Genomic DNA, 16,361 nt, shown 5'->3' on the forward strand with positions numbered 1-16,361 from the left:
AGAAGACCCGGGCGGCACGGCCGACGCGCTCCTGCGATTCTCCGGGTCGTGGCGCACTAGGGTCGCGGCATGACCGGCCGCGGTGAACCCCTCTTCGTGTACGGCACGCTCCGCTTCCCCCAGGTGCTGCGCGCCCTCCTGGGGCGCGTGCCGGAGAACAGCGCGGCCGCGGCCGCAGGCTGGCGGGCCGCGGCTCTCGCGGGGCACGTCTACCCCGGACTCGTGCCCGCGCCGGGAGCCACCGTCGAGGGGCTGCTGCTCACCGGGCTGTCGGCGGGGGAGCGCGACGTGCTCGACGCCTTCGAGGGCCCCGAGTACGAACCGCGGCCCGTCGAGCTGGCCGACGGGCGGCGGGCGTCGGCGTACGTCTGGCGGGGCGGCGGGGTGCTCGACGCGGGCTGGGACGCGGCCGCCTTCGCCCGGCGTGAGCTGGCCGCCTATGCGGCCGCCCTCGGGCGAACCGGCTGAACCGGCCGGGCCAGCCGGGACCGTTGCTCCCGGTGAGCCCGTCTCCCGGTGGTCCGTTGCTCGCGGCGGTGTCCGCGGGCCGGGAGCCCGCGGACACCGCCACCGCGGCTACCGCTTCTTGCCGCCGCCGTCCAGCAGGCCCGCGCGGCGCAGCGCGTCCGCCATCTCGCTGTTGGCGGGCGGCGCCGCCTGGCGCTTGCCTGCGCCACCGCGGCCGCCGTTCTGCTTGCCGCCCTGGCCGCCCTGGGCACCGCCCTGCTTGCCCTGGCCGCCCTGGCCGCCCTGGCGCTGGCGCGGCGCCGTACCGGAGCCCGCGCCCTGGCCGCCGCGGCCACGCCGCCGCTCACCGCCGCCGGACCCCGCGCCGCCACGGGCGCCGGAGCCTTCCGCCGGTGCCTCGTCCTCCAGCCGCAGCGTCAACGAGATCCGCTTCCGCGCCACGTCCACGTCCTGGACCTTCACCTTCACGATGTCCCCGGGCTTCACCACGTCCCGCGGGTCCTTCACGAACGTCTTCGACATCGCGGACACGTGGACCAGCCCGTCCTGGTGCACGCCGACGTCGACGAACGCGCCGAACGCCGCCACGTTCGTCACGACCCCCTCCAGGATCATCCCGGCGGACAGGTCGCCCAGCTTCTCCACACCCTCCTTGAAGCTGGCCGTGCGGAACGCCGGACGTGGGTCGCGCCCCGGCTTCTCCAGCTCCTTGAGGATGTCGGTCACGGTCGGCAGCCCGAAGCTGTCGTTCACGAAGTCGGCGGGCCGAAGCGAACGCAGCACCTTCGTGTTCCCGATGAGCGTCGGCACGTCGGCATCCGCCGACTGCACCATCGTGCGCACGACGGGATACGCCTCCGGGTGCACGGCGGAGGCGTCCAGCGGGTCCTCGCCGCCGAGGATGCGGAGGAAGCCCGCGCACTGCTCGTACGCCTTCGGGCCGAGCCGTGCGACCTCCTTCAGCTCCTTGCGGTTGCTGAACGGGCCGTTGCTGTCGCGGTGCGCCACGATGTTCTCGGCGAGGCCGCTGCCGATGCCCGAGACGCGGGAGAGCAGCGGCGCGGAAGCGGTGTTGACGTCCACGCCGACGCCGTTCACGCAGTCCTCGACGACCGCGTCCAGCGAGCGCGAGAGCTTCACCTCGGACAGGTCGTGCTGGTACTGCCCGACACCGATCGACTTCGGGTCGATCTTGACGAGCTCGGCCAGCGGGTCCTGCAGCCTGCGCGCGATGGAGACGGCGCCGCGCAGCGAGACGTCCAGGTCCGGCAGCTCCTGGGTGGCGAAGGCGGAGGCCGAGTACACCGAGGCGCCCGCCTCGGACACCATCACCTTGGTGAGCTTCAACTCCGGCCGTGCGGAGATGAGTTCACCGGCGAGCTTGTCGGTCTCGCGGGAAGCGGTGCCGTTGCCGATCGCGATCAGCTCGACGCCGTGCCGCGCGGCGAGCGCCGCCAGCGTCTCCAGCGACTGGTCCCACTGCTTCTGCGGCGCGTGCGGATAGATCGTGCTGGTCTCCGCCACCTTGCCGGTGGCGTCCACGACGGCGACCTTGACGCCCGTACGCAGCCCGGGGTCCAGGCCCATCGTGGCGCGGGTGCCCGCGGGCGCGGCGAGCAGCAGGTCGCGGAGGTTGGCGGCGAAGACCCGTACGGCCTCGTCCTCGGCGTTCGTACGCAGCCGCAGCCGCAGGTCGATGCCGAGGTGCACGAGGATGCGGGTGCGCCACGCCCAGCGGACGGTGTCCGCGAGCCACTTGTCGCCGGGGCGGCCGCGGTTGGCGACCCCGAAGCGGTGCGCGATCGCCCGCTCGTACGCGCTCGGCTCGGCGGCCGCGGGCCCGGCGGCGGCTTCCGCTTCCGCCTCCGGTTCGGGCTCCAGAGCGAGGTCGAGGACCTCCTCCTTCTCGCCGCGCAGCATCGCCAGCACGCGGTGCGAGGGCAGCTCGGTGAACGCCTCCGAGTAGTCGAAGTAGTCCTTGAACTTCGCGCCCTGCTCCTCCTTGCCCTCCCGCACCTTCGAGCCGAGCCTGCCGCGCGCCCACATGCGCTCGCGCAGCTCGCCGATGAGGTCGGCGTCCTCGCCGAACCGCTCGGCGAGGATCGCCCGCGCGCCGTCGAGCGCGGCGGCCACGTCCGCGACGCCCTTCTCCGCGTCGACGAACGCCGCCGCCGCGGCCTCCGGGTCCACGTCCGGATCGGCCAACAGGCCGTCCGCGAGCGGCTCCAGCCCGGCCTCGTGGGCGATCTGCGCCTTGGTGCGCCGCTTCGGCTTGTACGGCAGGTAGATGTCCTCGAGTCGCGCCTTGGTCTCCGCGGCGCGGATCCGGGCCTCCAGCTCGTCGTCGAGCTTGCCCTGGGACCGTACGGACTCGAGGATCGCCTCGCGCCGCTCCTCGAGCTCGCGCAGATAGCGCAGCCGCTCCTCGAGCGAGCGCAGTTGGGCGTCGTCGAGCAGCTCCGTCGCCTCTTTGCGGTACCGGGCGATGAACGGGACGGTCGAACCGCCGTCGAGCAGCTCCACCGCGGCCTTGACCTGCCGCTCCCGTACGCCGAGCTCCTCGGCGATCCTGCCTTCGATGGTGGTCGTCACGTTGATCCGTTCCGCCTTGTCGCTGCTGATTGCTCCCGGATGTCACCCGGTGAGCCTGCATTGTGGCAGGTGGCACCGACAGGCGGACGGTGGGACGCGCCTCGCCCCGGCCGTACGGTGGTCGTACGGCTCAGATACGCGGGCCCGTGCGCGGGCGGCGTACCGTCCGCGAGGCACCGCTGAACAGCCGCGCGAGCGCGCGGAACGGCAGGGTCACGATGGTGGCGAGCGCGCCACCGATCATGCGGAGAATGTCAGCTATGGCTTTCATGCACCCCGTGTAGCCGCCGCTCCCGCACTCAAACCCGCGCGCGCACGGCCCGTCCGACCCGCACGGCCCGTCCGGCCCGTCCGGTTCAGCCCTTCCCGAAGAGGTCGGCCGGGAACGCGCCGTTGGCGAGCGCGGCCTTGGTGAAGCCGGTGGCCAGCTCCGTCAGCCGGGCCGTGCCGTCCGCGCCGAGCTGCTCGTACGGCCCGCGGTCCAGCTCGTCGGTCTCGTCCTCCAGCTCCTTGCGCAGCGTGAGCCCGTCCTCGGTCAGGTCGCCGGTGGCGTCCAGCAGCCCGCGGTCGCGCAGCCGGTCCTGGGCCGCGGTCCAGTCCTGCTCGTTGTAGCCGCGGGTGCTCAGCACCCACTTCGGGGCCATGCCGCGCCCGCTGGCCGTATGGCTGACCAGCGCCTCCAGCGGGTCCAGGGCGGCGCGTTGGAGGACGGCGAGGTGGGCGTCGCCCCGGTGCTCGCGGAGCAGCGTGGCGGCGTGCCAGAGGGCGAGGTGCGGGGCGTCCGGTACGGGCAGGTCGGCGTGTGCCGCGTACAGCGGGCGGCCGGCCCGCGAGCAGCCGCGGGCGGCCTGCAGCGCCAGTTCGGCGGCCTCGCGGACCTCGTCCGAGGCGGCGGTCTCCTCGCCGAGCAGCCGGCGCAGCGTCGAGTCCACGGCGCGGAGCCGGGCGGCGAGCACGGTGTCGGGCGAGGCGAAATCCCATACTTCCGGAACGAAACGGGCGACGAGCGCGTGGTTGAAGTTGTAGAAGGTCGCTGTGACCGTCCCCGCGCCCACCGCGCCCATGGCCGCGGCACGTCCGGCCAGGTAGACCGCCGCGGGGTCCTCGATGCCGTACGGCGCCAGCTCCTTCGCCAGATCGGGTGCGAAGTACGCGGCGGAGTGCAGCGGATTCAGGACGTTGTGGCAGTGTCGCCCGGCGCGATCGGGGAGAGTCGTCATGACCTCACGTTACCGAGGGGTAATTGCGGGACGGAAGGGGATGGAACGATTCCGTCCGGCCTGCGCGGGACCTGCGCGCGACCTCTGCGGGACCTGCACGCCGGCGGGCTCAAATCAAGCCCGTCCGGCGTTTGAGGGCGGCCCTCGGCCACGGCGGGCGCGGGCTGCTCCACGCGCCTGCGGGCCCGCGACCCACAGGCGCGGTGGCCGCCGATGTCACTCCTCAGTCGTCGCGGCTCGCTCAGAGCGACCACGCGAAGCGCGGGGGACGCCGTTCCAGGAACGCGCCGACCCCCTCGGCCAGGTCGCCGCCCGCCGCCGACTCGCGGCGCCAGTGCGCGACGCGCGCCTCGTCACCGCGCCCGTCCGCGAACTCCTTCGCGGCCGCCTGCGTCAGCTGCGAACGGGACGCCAGCACCGCCGCGAAGTCCGCCACCTGCCGGTCCAGCTCGCCGCCGGGGTGCACCTCGTCGGCCAGGCCGCAGCGCAGTGCCCGTTCGCTGCCGATCAACTCGGCCGAGAACAGCAGATACTTGGCGGTCGACGGGCCCACCAGCCGTACGAGCCGCTCCGTCGACGTCGCCGGATACACGACGCCCAGCTTCGCCGGCGTGACCCCGAAGAGCGCGTCCTCGGCGGCGAACCGCAGGTCGCAGGCCGCCGCGAGCTGGCAGCCGCCGCCCACGCAGTGTCCGCGTACGACGGCGAGCGTCGGTTTGGGGAACGCCGCCAGCGCCTCCTCCGCCGCCACCGCCAGCCCCTGCGCGTCCGGTGCGTCCGGCGCGTCCCGAGGGGGCGTCCCGTCCGTCGCCGTACGGAGGGTGCTGATGTCCGCTCCCGCGCAGAAAGTACCGTCCGCGCCGGTCAGGAGCAGGACCCGAACGGACGTGTCAGCGGCAAGTGCCCCCAAAACCACGGGGAGTTGGCGCCACATGGCCGGTGTCATCGCGTTCCGCTTGGCGGTGTGACGGATGGTGACCGTGGCGACTCCGTTGTTCCGCTCCGTGTCCAGCGTGCCCTCGGCTGACTCCATGGGCGTGATCGTATCCGTCCGGCAGTCACGGAAAGTGGCATTCGCCCATGCAAGGTCGGTCACAGGTGACCTCGAACCGTAAGCACTTTGTCAAATGCCATCGATAAGTGCCGACTTGCGTTCACTGCACCGGACTTCAGGTGTGAGATATCAACACTCGATGCAAGAACAGATGCAAGAACACTCGATAGGAGCGGGGTGCGGGAGATGGAAATCCGCGGGAGTCTGCCACCGGAGACGGGTGGTGGCCGTGCCCCGGTCGCGACGCCGGTTCAGGAGCGCGCCATGCCTCTCTGGTACGAGGGCACCTGGCGGTTCAGCGCCCCGCCGGTCGACTCCGCGGTGCCGCAGCTGCGGCATGCCGTCCGTGACCTGGTGCGCCGTCAGCGCGCGCCGCTGCCCGACGACCTGCTGCAGGGACTGCTGCTGATCGTCTCCGAACTGGTCACGAACTCCGTACGGCACGCCGCGCTGCTCTCGCCGGAGATCGGCGTGGAGGTCTCGCTCGGCGCCGCCTGGGTACGGGTCGCGGTCGAGGACTCCCACCCGTACCGGCCGAAGGCGCTGGAGGCCGATCCCGACCAGCAGCACACCGGCGGGCGCGGGCTTCTCCTGGTCAAGACGATCGCCGGCGAGGCGGGCGGGGTCTGCGACGTGGAGCAGACCGGGGCCGGCGGCAAGGTGATCTGGGCGGCGCTGCCGCTGCCCGGCGCCGCCCGCGGCGGCGAGCCGCTGCGGGGCGACCCGGCGGGCTGAGCCGGGCCGCACACGGCGGCCCGGCCGCGTACGCCACCGGCCGGCGCGCACCGCCGGCCGGTGACCGCCGCCCGCGTACGGGACCGGGCGGCCGACGGCGGCGCGGCTACCAGCCCGCCCCGGCCCCGTTCAGCTCCCTGACCACGGGCCGAGCCGCGTTCAGCACCGTCATGAACCACGCCGAGAACGGCCCGGCCTCGTGCCGCTTCTCCAGCTCACCGGGGGTGACGAAGACCGTCTCGGAGATCTCCTCGGCGTCCGGCCGCAGCGGCTCCCGTACGAAGCCCGCGAACAGGTGGTTGTACTCCCGCTCGACCAGCCCGGAGGACGGGTCCGGGTGGTGGTAGGTCACCGTGCCCGCCTCGCACAGCAGGGTCGGCGTGACGCCCAGCTCCTCGCCCACCCGCCGGGCGGCGGCCACGAAGGGCGGCTCGCCCGGATACGGGTGCCCACAGCAGGTGTTGGACCACACGCCGGGGGAGTGGTACTTGCCGGGAGCCCGGCGCTGGAGCAGGAGTCTGCCCTGGTCGTCGAAGAGGAAGACGGAGAACGCGCGGTGCAGCCGGCCCGGCGGGACGTGGGCGGCGAGCTTCTCCGCGGTGCCGGTCGTCCTGCCGTCCTCGTCGACCAGTTCGAGCATGATCGGCTCCGCCGAGCTGTCCGCCATATTCATCCTTCTCTTGCGCTTGTCCGGTTACGTGCCCAGTGTGCCGTACGTCAGTGGCACAGCTTCGCTTCGTGCACCGCATGTCCCCGGGGCTCCAGCTGGAAGGTGCAGTGCTCGACGTCGAATCGTGCGCCCAGCCGGTCCTGGAGCTCGTGCAGGATCCGCTCGTGGCCCACCCCGTCCAGCGCGCTCTGGTCCACCACGACGTGCGCCGACAGCACCGGCATGCCCGAGGTGATCGTCCAGACGTGCAGATCGTGCAGGCCCTCCACGCCGGGCACGGTGAGGATGTGGTTCCGCACCTCGGCCATGTCGACGTCCTTCGGCGCCGCCTCCAGCAGCACCTCCAGTGCCTCGCGGGCCAGCCGGAGCGTACGGGGCACGATCATCAGGCCGATCAGCAGCGACGCGACGGGGTCGGCCGCCTGCCAGCCGGTGGTCATGATGACCAGCGCCGAGACGAGGACGGCGACCGAGCCGAGCGCGTCGGCCAGCACCTCGAGGAAGGCCCCGCGCACGTTCAGGCTCTCCTTCTGGCCGCGCATCAGCAGGGCCAGCGAGACCAGGTTGGCGAGCAGGCTGAACGCGCCGAACAGCAGCGTCAGGCCGCCGTCGGTGTCGGCGGGGTGCAGGAACCGGTCGGTGGCCTCGAAGAGGATGTAGCCGCCGACGCCCAGCAGCAGCAGGCAGTTCGCGAGGGCGGCCAGGATCTCCGCGCGGGCCAGGCCGAAGGTGCGGCGCGCGCTGCTGGGCCGGTTGGCGAAGTGGATCGCGAGCAGCGCCATGCCGAGGCCGAGCCCGTCCGTCGCCATGTGGCCCGCGTCGGCGAGCAGTGCCAGTGAGTCGGCGGCGAGGCCGCCAGCGATCTGGACCACCATCACGCTGAGCGTGATCCCGAGCGCGATCCGGAGCCGTACGCGGTGCGCGGCGGCCGCCGTACCGGTGCTGCCCGCCGGGAGTGCTCCGTGATCGTGTCCCGCGCCCATACTGCCGCCTTCCGCGTCGCGTCGAACGTGCTGACGATCGCCAGTGAACTACGGCAGGGGGGTATCGGGCAACGCGGCACTGAAGACGGTTGTCATCTGCTCTGACCTGGGCTTTTCCGTCCCAGGTCAGAGCGTTGGCGGCGCCCCTGGAGGAGGCGAGGTCAGCGTGCCTCGGGGTGTCGCAGGCACCAGCCCTGCCAGGCCGACGCGACCATCTCGGGTACCCCGAACCGGGGCGCCCAGCCCAGCTCCTTGCCGATCAGCTCGGCGGCGGCCACCACCCGCGCCGGGTCGCCCGCGCGGCGCGGCGCGACGCGTGCGGCGGGCTCGTGCCTGCCGGTGACATGGGCGACGAGCTCGGCCATCTCGCGTACGGACACGCCCTGCCCGGTGCCGATGTTCACGGTGAGGTCGCGGCCGGCGCCCGGTTCCGCCGGCGCCGTGGCGGCCAGCCGGCGGGCGGCGGCGAGATGGGCGTCGGCCAGGTCCTGTACGTGGATGTAGTCGCGGACGCAGGTGCCGTCGGGCGTCGGATAGTCGTCGCCGAAGATCCGCGGCGCCTCGCCCCGGGTCAGCGCGTCGAAGAACATCGGGATGATGTTGGACACCCCGGTGTCCGCGAGTTCGGGCCGTGCCGCGCCCGCGACGTTGAAATACCGCAGACAGGCCGTGCCGATTCCGTGTGCACGCCCGGCGGCGCGGACCAGCCACTCGCCGGTGAGCTTCGTCTCGCCGTACGGGTTGATGGGCACGCACGGCGTGTCCTCCTGTACGAGATCCACGTCCGGGGTGCCGTAGACCGCGGCGGACGAGGAGAACACGAACCGGCGGACGCCCGCCGCGGCCACCGCCTCCAGCAGCACGGTCAGCCCGTGCACGTTCTCCCGGTAGTAGAGCAGCGGCTGCTCCACGGACTCGCCGACCTGCTTCTTGGCCGCGAGGTGCACCACCCCGCGTACGCCGTGCCCGGCGAGCGTACGGTCCAGGAGCGCGCGGTCCAGGATCGAGCCGCGGACCAGCGGGACCTCCGGCGGCAGCCGGTCCGGCACGCCGCTGGACAGGTCGTCGAGGACGACCACCGGCTCACCGGCTTCCGCCATCGCCCGCACCACGTGCGCCCCGATGTAGCCCGCACCACCTGTGATCAACCACGTCATATCGGCACCCTATCCGGCGCCCCGAGGGGGCCCGTTTGGCGCCCGGGCCATGATCGAGCATGCTGTCCTCCGGCAGGGCAACCCCGCCCCGGTGAATGCGCGGTGAACGCCCGCTTCCGCCGATCCGATAACCTCTGCCGAATGCCGCCCTCCGGCAAACGGGTGAGGGCGCGTTCCCGACCGCTGCCCGGACGTGACGACGCCGGTGCCGCAGACGTGTCAGCCGCCAAGGAGTGAGTCCGCTGTCCACCGCCATCCTCACCGGCCGCCCGCCAGCCGGGTCGCCGCTGGAGAGCGATCTGCGCTCGCTCGGCTTCGACGTGCGGACGGTGCCGGACGACGCCGGAGCGGGCTCCGGGGCGGCAGCCGGCACGGCAGCCGCTGTGGCGGCCGAACTCGACGCCGTGGCGCCCGGCCGGCGGGTCGCGCTCGTCGACCCGCGGTTCGTCGGCCACGTACACAGCCTGCGGCTCGCCCTGACCGACCCCCGCTTCCCGGCCGCCGCGGTGCCCGGCGCGGTGACCGTCCTGCCCGAGGCGCGTACGGCGCTGGCGGGCGCCCTGACGGCGGCCGCGGCTGACGGGGGGCCCGCGGCGGACGACGCGCCCGCGCCGGACCCGGCGTCCGGCACGCGCACCGCCACGCAGGCGGACGCCCCCGCGTCCCTCCGTACGCTCCCCACGCTGCCCGACTCGGTGGCCGGGGCCCTGGACTCCGCGGGCGTCGGCGTGCACCGGCCCGAACTCGGCGTCCTCGTGGCCGCCGTGCCCGCCGACGACGAGGCGCGGCGCGCGGCCTCCGACGCGGTCGACGGCACGGACGACGAGGCCGTACGGCTGCGCAGCGCCGTGAAGTCACGCGACGGCTTCTTCACGACCTTCTGCATCAGCCCGTACTCCCGCTACCTCGCCCGCTGGTGCGCCCGGCGCGGCTTCACCCCGAACCAGGTCACCACGGCCTCGCTGCTCACCGCGCTGATCGCGGCGGCCGCGGCGGCGACCGGCACGCGCGGCGGGTTCGTGGCGGCCGGCGTGCTGCTGCTCGCGTCGTTCGTACTGGACTGCACGGACGGGCAGTTGGCCCGTTACGCGCTGCGGTACTCGACCATGGGCGCCTGGCTGGACGCGACCTTCGACCGGGCCAAGGAGTACGCCTACTACGCGGGCCTCGCGCTGGGCGCCGCACGCGGCGGCGACGACGTGTGGGCGCTCGCGCTGGGCGCGATGGTGCTGCAGACCGCGCGGCACGTCGTCGACTTCGCCTTCACCGAGGCCAACCACGACGCCACCGCCAACACCAGCCCGACCGCGGCCCTTTCGGACCGGCTGGACAGCGCGGGCTGGACGGTCTGGGTCCGCCGCATGATCGTGCTGCCCATCGGGGAACGCTGGGCGCTGATCGCCGTCCTGACGGCCTGCACCACACCGCGTATCACCCTGTGGGTGCTGATCATCGGCTGCGCGTTCGCCGCCTGCTACACGACGGCCGGGCGCGTGCTGCGCTCGGTCACCCGCAAGGCGCGCCGTACGGACCGTGCCGCGCGCGCCCTCGCCGACCTCGCGGACAGCGGCCCCGCCGCCGAACTCGTCGCGGGCGGTGCCCGCCGGCTGGGGAGCCTGCCCGGCGCCGCCGCCCTGCTCGTCGCGCCCCTCGCCGCCGCGCTCGGCGCGGCCGCCGTCACGGGCGCCGCGCTGTGGGCACCGGCCGGGAGCTGGTGGCCGGTGCCGGCCGCGCTGGCGTACGTGCTCGCCTCCGGCGTCGCCGTCGCCGCGCCCCTCAAGGGCCCGCTCGACTGGCTGGTTCCGCCCCTCTTCCGTATCGCGGAATACTGCACCATTCTGGTGCTCGCGGCCCGTTCCGAGGTGAACGGTGCCTTGCCCGCCGCTTTCGGGCTGGTGGCCGCGGTCGCCTACCATCACTACGACACGGTGTACCGCATCCGCGGCGGCACCGGAGCGCCTCCGCACCGGCTGGTGCGGGCGATCGGGGGGCACGAAGGACGGACCGTGGTGGTCACGGCCGCCGCCGCTCTCTGGGCGGGTGGTTCAGAGCAAGGCTTCACCATCGCGTTGACCGCGCTCGCAGCGGTCATCGCGGCCGCGGTGCTCAGCGAGAGCATCCGCTTCTGGGTGTCCTCCGGAGCACCCGCCGTACACGACGAAACAGGAGAACCCGCATGATCGGCCTCGTGCTGGCTGCCGGCGCCGGACGGCGTCTGCGCCCCTACACCGACACCCTGCCGAAGGCCCTGGTGCCGGTGGGCCCTGAAGAGGAAGGGTCGGGCAGAGCGGCGAAGACCGTCCTCGACCTGACCCTCGCCAACTTCGCCGAGGTCGGACTCACCGATGTCGCCGTGGTCGTCGGGTACCGCAAGGAGGCGGTGTACGAGCGCAAGGCCGAACTGGAGCGCACGTACGGCGTCAGCCTCACCCTGATCGACAACGACAAGGCCGAGGAGTGGAACAACGCCTACTCCCTCTGGTGCGCCCGTGACGTCCTGAAGGAGGGCGCGCTGCTCGCCAACGGCGACACCGTGCACCCCGTTTCGGTCGAGAAGACCCTCCTCGCCGCCCGCGGCCAGGGCCAGCGGATCATCCTCGCCCTCGACACGGTGAAGCAGCTCGCCGAGGAGGAGATGAAGGTCGTCACCGACCCGGAGAAGGGCCTTCAGCGGATCACCAAGCTGATGGACCCGGCGGACGCGACCGGCGAGTACATCGGGCTCACCCTCATCGAGGGCGACGCGGCGGAGGAGCTGGCCGACGCGCTCAAGACCACCTTCGAGCGGGACCCCGACCTCTACTACGAGGACGGCTACCAGGAGTTGGCCAACCGCGGCTTCAAGGTCGACGTCGCGCCCATCGGCGACGTCTCGTGGGTCGAGATCGACAACCACGACGACCTCGCCAAGGGACGGGAGATCGCATGCCGGTACTGACCCGACTGATCCCGTCCCCGCTGACGGTCGACATCCGGGCCGGTGCACTCAACGATCTCGGGACCCTCCTGGCCGACCAGCGCATCTCGCCCGGCGGCAAGCTCGCGGTCGCCATCAGCCCCCGCTCCGGGCAGGCGCTGCGGGACCGGATCGCCCCGGCGCTGCCGGGCGCGGAGTGGTTCGACGCCGCCGACGGCACGATCGACGGCGCGGTGCGGCTGGCCGACGAGATCAAGAAGTCCGGGCGCTACGACGCGGTCGTGGGCCTCGGCGGCGGCAAGGTCATCGACTCCGCGAAGTACGCCGCCGCGCGCATCGGCCTGCCGATGGTCGCGGTCGCCACCAACCTGGCGAACGACGGCCTCTGCTCGCCCGTCTCCACCCTGGACAACGACGCGGGCCGCGGCTCGTACGGCGTGCCCAACCCGATCGCCATCGTCATCGACCTCGACGTGATCCGCGAGGCGCCGGTGCGGTACGTACGCGCCGGGATCGGCGACGCCCTCAGCAACATCTCCGCCGTCGCCGACTGGGAGCTGTCCCACCGCGTGACCGGTGAGGCGTTCGAGGGCCTGGCCGCCGCGATGGCGCGCAGCGCGGGCGACTCCGTGCTGCGCAACCCGGGCGGCATCGGCGACGACGACTTCCTCGTCATCTACGCCGAGGCACTCGTGCTCACCGGCATCTCGATGTCCATCGCAGGGGACAGCCGGCCCGCCTCCGGGGCGTGCCACGAGATCTGCCACGCGCTGGACCTGATGTACCCCAAGCGCTCCGCGCTCCACGGCGAACAGTGCGGTCTCGGCGCGGCGTTCGCGATGCACCTGCGCGGCGCGCACGAGGACGCCGGGCTCATCGCGAGCGTCCTGCGGCGGCACGGCCTGCCCGTACTGCCCGGCGAAATCGGCTTCGACGTCGACGAGTTCGTCGCCGCCGTCGAGTACGCACCGCAGACCCGCCCCGGGCGCTACACGATCCTCGAGCACCTCGACCTGTCAGCCGACCAGATCAGGGACGCGTACGCCGACTATGCACAAGCCATCGGTAGCTGAACTCAGGCCGGTCGTACACCCCGACGGGGTGAAGGACCGCCGCAGCGGTGAGCACTGGGCCGGGCGCCTGTACATGCGGGAGCTCTCGCTGCGCTGCGACCCGTACCTGGTGAACACCAGGATCACGCCCAACCAGCTCACCCATCTGATGGTCGTCGCGGGCGTCCTGGCGGGCGCGGCACTGCTGGTGCCGGGCCTGACCGGGGCGCTCGTCGGCGCCCTGCTCATCCAGCTCTACCTGCTGCTGGACTGCGTCGACGGCGAGGTCGCGCGCTGGCGCGGCCAGACCTCGATAACCGGCGTGTACCTCGACCGCGTCGGCCACTACCTGTCCGAGGCCGCCCTGCTCGTCGGCTTCGGCGTACGGGCGGCCGACGTCTTCCAGTCCGAGGGCGGCACGAACTGGCTCTGGGCCTTCATCGGCACGGTCGCCGCGCTCGGCGCGATCCTCATCAAGGCCGAGACCGACCTGGTCGACGTGGCCCGCGCGCGCAGCGGCCTCGCGGCCGTCAAGGACGAGGCGGCGACGCCGCGTTCGTCCGGGCTCGCGCTGGCCCGCAGGGCCGCCGCGGCGCTCAAGTTCCACCGCCTGGTGGGCGGCGTCGAGGCGTCGCTGCTGATCCTCTTCGTGGCCGTACTGGACATGGTGCGCGGCGACCTCTTCTTCACCCGGCTCGGGGTCGCGGTGCTGGCGGCCATCGCCGTACTGCAGACGCTGCTGCACCTGGTGTCCATCCTCGCCTCGAGCAGGCTGAAATGAGCGGGCCCGCGATGCGTCTCGGCGCGGTCGTCCTCACGATGGGCAACCGGCCGGAGGAACTGCGCGCGCTGCTCGACTCGGTGGCCAAGCAGGACGGCGATCCGATCGAGGTCGTGGTCGTGGGTAACGGCGCGCCGTTGCCCGAGTTGCCGCCAGGTGTACGGACGGTCGAGCTTCCGGAAAATCTCGGGATCCCCGGCGGGCGGAATGTCGGAATCGAGGCCTTCGGTCCCGGCGGCAGTGACGTGGACGCGCTCCTCTTCCTGGACGACGACGGGCTGCTGCCGCAGAACGACACCGCCGAGCTGTGCCGCGCCGCGTTCGAGGCCGACCCCGGGCTGGGGATCATCAGCTTCCGCATCGCCGACCCGGACACGGGCGAGACCCAGCGCCGCCACGTGCCCCGGCTGCGCGCCTCCGACCCGCTGCGTTCCTCCCGCGTCACCACCTTCCTGGGCGGCGCCAACGCCGTCCGTACGAAGGTGCTGGAGCAGGTCGGCGGGCTGCCGGACGAGTTCTTCTACGCGCACGAGGAGACCGATCTGGCCTGGCGCGCCCAGGATGCCGGCTGGGCGATCGACTACCGCGCCGACATGGTGCTGCACCATCCCACCACCGCACCGAGCCGGCACGCGGTCTACCACCGCATGGTCGCCCGTAACCGCGTCTGGCTGGCCCGCCGCAACCTGCCGGTCCTGCTCATCCCGGCCTACCTGGGCGTATGGCTCCTGCTCACCCTGGCCCGGCGGCCCTCGCGGCCCGCGCTCCGCGCGTGGCTGGGCGGCTTCCGGGAGGGCTGGAGCAGCCCGTGCGGACCGCGCAGGCCGATGAAGTGGAGCACGGTCTGGAGGCTCACCCGGCTGGGCCGACCTCCCGTGATCTGACAAGCTCGGGTCTGAGAACATCGGGGGCTCAGTCACTGCAGAGTGAGGACGAAAGTTTCAACGTGAGCGAGACAACGCACAATGGTGCGGTCGCCGTGAATTCCCCGCCGTCACCCGATCAGGGCCTGTCTCCGGCAGCGCTCGCGGAGAAGTACGGCCTGACCGTCAGCGGAGCCAGGCCCTCGCTGCCGGAGTACGTCCGGCAGTTGTGGGAGCGGCGCCATTTCATCCTCGCCTTCTCCCGGGCGAAGCTGCACGCGCAGTACAGCCAGGCGAAGCTGGGCCAGGTGTGGCAGGTGCTCACGCCGCTGCTGAACGCCACGGTCTTCTTCTTCATCTTCGGCGTCCTCATGGGCGGCCGCGGCGGGATGAAGAACGACGAGTACATCCCGTTCCTGGTGACCGGCGTCTTCGTGTGGACCTTCACCCAGCAGTCGGTGATGTCGGGGGTCCGGGCCATATCCGGGAACCTCGGTCTCGTACGGGCGCTGCATTTCCCGCGTGCCTCGCTGCCGGTCTCCTTCTCGCTGCAGCAGCTCCAGCAGCTGCTGTACTCGATGCTCGTGCTCGCCGTGATCCTGATCGGCTTCCAGCACTTCCCGACCGTGCTGTGGCCGCTGATCATCCCGGCGCTGGTGCTGCAGCTCATCTTCAACACCGGGCTGGCGCTGGTGATGGCGCGGCTGGGCGCGCAGACCCCGGACCTCGCGCAGCTCATGCCGTTCATCCTGCGCACCTGGATGTACGCGTCGGGCGTGATCTTCCCGCTCGAGCACATGCTGGAGAAGCGCGACGTGCCGACATGGGTCACCGAGACCCTGCTGGCGAACCCGATCTCCGTCTATCTGGAGCTCATGCGCTACGCCCTGATCGACGGGCCGCACCATCAGAGTCTCCCCGGGCACGTCTGGCTGCTCGCGGCAGGCTGGGCGCTCCTCGCGGGAATCGGCGGATTTGTATACTTCTGGAAGGCGGAGGAGCGTTATGGCCGTGGCTGAGAAGTCGAGCGACGCGAAGCCCGCCGGCGCCCCGGCGCAGGCGGCCGCGGACGCGTGGGTGCCCACGGTCATCGCCGAGGAGCTGCACATCGTCTACCGCGTCAACGGCGGCCCGCGCGGCAAGGGCAGCGCCACCGCCGCGCTGAACCGGATGATCCGCCGCAGCGCCGACAAGGGCGTACGCACGGTGCACGCGGTCAAGGGCGTCAGCTTCACCGCGTACCGCGGCGAGGCCATCGGCCTCATCGGGTCCAACGGCTCCGGCAAGTCCACGCTGCTCAAGGCCGTCGCGGGGCTGATCCCCGCCGAGCGCGGCAAGGTCTACACCGACGGCCAGCCGTCCCTGCTCGGCGTCAACGCCGCCCTGATGAACGACCTGACGGGGGAGCGGAACGTCATCCTCGGCGGGCTCGCGATGGGCATGAGCCGCGAGCAGATCCGCGAGCGGTACCAGAGCATCGTCGACTTCTCCGGGATCAACGACAAGGGCGACTTCATCACGCTGCCCATGCGCACGTACTCCTCCGGCATGGCCGCCCGGCTCCGGTTCTCCATCGCGGCGGCCAAGGACCACGACGTGCTGATGATCGACGAGGCGCTGGCCACCGGCGACAAGAAGTTCCAGAAGCGGTCCGAGGCCCGTATCCGCGAACTGCGCAAGGAGGCCGGGACGGTGTTCCTGGTCAGCCACAACAACAAGTCCATCCGGGACACCTGCGACCGGGTGCTCTGGCTGGAGCACGGCGAGCTGCGGCTCGACGGGCCGACGGACGAAGTCCTCAAGGAATACGAGAAGTTCACCGGCAAGTAGCGGACGGCACCCAGGGCCGCCCGGCCCGGCCCGCCTCCC

The 16,361-nt window shown here is 72.3% G+C and carries 16 protein-coding genes; 9 read left to right on the top strand and 7 right to left on the bottom strand.

Translation table 11 applies throughout. The features are described 5' to 3' along the window. Positions 1-69: 69 nt before the first annotated feature. Entirely contained in the window at positions 70-468 is a 399-nt protein-coding gene (locus DVA86_RS07865; protein ID WP_208876878.1) for a gamma-glutamylcyclotransferase family protein, read from the top strand. A gap of 108 nt (positions 469-576) precedes the next feature. Here DVA86_RS07865 and DVA86_RS07870 read toward each other — a convergent pair whose 3' ends face one another. The 4 genes from DVA86_RS07870 to DVA86_RS07885 form a co-directional block, all read right to left on the bottom strand. Further along, on the bottom strand, positions 577-3,060 hold the full coding sequence (locus tag DVA86_RS07870; RefSeq protein WP_208876880.1) for a Tex family protein: 2,484 nt from the start codon (positions 3,058-3,060) through the stop codon (positions 577-579). 130 nt (positions 3,061-3,190) lie between these two features. Beyond that, on the bottom strand, positions 3,191-3,331 hold the full coding sequence (locus DVA86_RS07875; protein ID WP_208876882.1) for an LPFR motif small protein: 141 nt from the start codon (positions 3,329-3,331) through the stop codon (positions 3,191-3,193). An 85-nt stretch (positions 3,332-3,416) separates the two neighbouring features. After that, positions 3,417-4,280 (bottom strand): SCO6745 family protein, encoded by an 864-nt coding sequence (locus DVA86_RS07880; protein WP_208876884.1) that lies wholly within the window; start codon positions 4,278-4,280, stop codon positions 3,417-3,419. A gap of 241 nt (positions 4,281-4,521) precedes the next feature. Then, a complete protein-coding gene (locus DVA86_RS07885) occupies positions 4,522-5,313 on the bottom strand; it encodes an enoyl-CoA hydratase/isomerase family protein (protein ID WP_208876885.1) in 792 nt (263 codons plus the stop codon). Positions 5,314-5,520: 207 nt separating this feature from the next. Between DVA86_RS07885 and DVA86_RS07890 the strand changes: the two genes are divergently transcribed. Beyond that, positions 5,521-6,069, top strand: coding sequence for an ATP-binding protein (locus DVA86_RS07890; RefSeq protein WP_208884496.1), 549 nt, complete (start codon positions 5,521-5,523; stop codon positions 6,067-6,069). A 106-nt stretch (positions 6,070-6,175) separates the two neighbouring features. Here DVA86_RS07890 and idi read toward each other — a convergent pair whose 3' ends face one another. From idi to galE, 3 genes are all read right to left on the bottom strand, one after another. After that, positions 6,176-6,736, bottom strand: a complete 561-nt coding sequence (gene idi / locus DVA86_RS07895) for an isopentenyl-diphosphate Delta-isomerase (protein ID WP_208876887.1) — start codon at positions 6,734-6,736, stop codon at positions 6,176-6,178. Between the two features lie 50 nt (positions 6,737-6,786). Then, entirely contained in the window at positions 6,787-7,722 is a 936-nt protein-coding gene (locus DVA86_RS07900) for a cation diffusion facilitator family transporter (protein ID WP_208876889.1), read from the bottom strand. A 161-nt stretch (positions 7,723-7,883) separates the two neighbouring features. Continuing rightward, a complete protein-coding gene (gene galE, locus DVA86_RS07905; RefSeq protein WP_208876891.1) occupies positions 7,884-8,879 on the bottom strand; it encodes a UDP-glucose 4-epimerase GalE in 996 nt (331 codons plus the stop codon). A 242-nt stretch (positions 8,880-9,121) separates the two neighbouring features. Here galE and DVA86_RS07910 point away from each other — a divergent pair, with 242 nt between their 5' ends. The 7 genes from DVA86_RS07910 (at position 9,122) to DVA86_RS07940 (ending at position 16,322) form a co-directional block, all read left to right on the top strand. Then, a complete protein-coding gene (locus DVA86_RS07910; RefSeq protein ID WP_208884499.1) occupies positions 9,122-11,059 on the top strand; it encodes a DUF5941 domain-containing protein in 1,938 nt (645 codons plus the stop codon). Next, a complete protein-coding gene (locus DVA86_RS07915; protein ID WP_208876892.1) occupies positions 11,056-11,817 on the top strand; it encodes a phosphocholine cytidylyltransferase family protein in 762 nt (253 codons plus the stop codon). The genes DVA86_RS07910 and DVA86_RS07915 overlap by 4 nt, the downstream gene beginning before the upstream one ends. Further along, on the top strand, positions 11,805-12,869 hold the full coding sequence (locus tag DVA86_RS07920) for an iron-containing alcohol dehydrogenase family protein (RefSeq protein WP_208876894.1): 1,065 nt from the start codon (positions 11,805-11,807) through the stop codon (positions 12,867-12,869). The genes DVA86_RS07915 and DVA86_RS07920 overlap by 13 nt, the downstream gene beginning before the upstream one ends. Beyond that, complete coding sequence (locus tag DVA86_RS07925; RefSeq protein WP_208876896.1) at positions 12,847-13,629, top strand: CDP-alcohol phosphatidyltransferase family protein; 783 nt, start codon at positions 12,847-12,849, stop codon at positions 13,627-13,629. The genes DVA86_RS07920 and DVA86_RS07925 overlap by 23 nt, the downstream gene beginning before the upstream one ends. A gap of 11 nt (positions 13,630-13,640) precedes the next feature. Further along, positions 13,641-14,513: a glycosyltransferase family 2 protein gene (locus DVA86_RS07930; protein ID WP_208884497.1), complete on the top strand. Its 873-nt coding sequence runs from the start codon at positions 13,641-13,643 to the stop codon at positions 14,511-14,513. Positions 14,514-14,575: 62 nt separating this feature from the next. Further along, a complete protein-coding gene (locus DVA86_RS07935; RefSeq protein WP_208876897.1) occupies positions 14,576-15,511 on the top strand; it encodes an ABC transporter permease in 936 nt (311 codons plus the stop codon). Continuing rightward, on the top strand, positions 15,498-16,322 hold the full coding sequence (locus DVA86_RS07940) for an ABC transporter ATP-binding protein (protein ID WP_245996406.1): 825 nt from the start codon (positions 15,498-15,500) through the stop codon (positions 16,320-16,322). The genes DVA86_RS07935 and DVA86_RS07940 overlap by 14 nt, the downstream gene beginning before the upstream one ends. The last annotated feature ends 39 nt before the right edge of the window (positions 16,323-16,361 follow it).

Origin of the sequence: Streptomyces armeniacus, assembly GCF_003355155.1 — a bacterium.
Taxonomy (GTDB): Bacteria; Actinomycetota; Actinomycetes; order Streptomycetales; family Streptomycetaceae; genus Streptomyces; species Streptomyces armeniacus.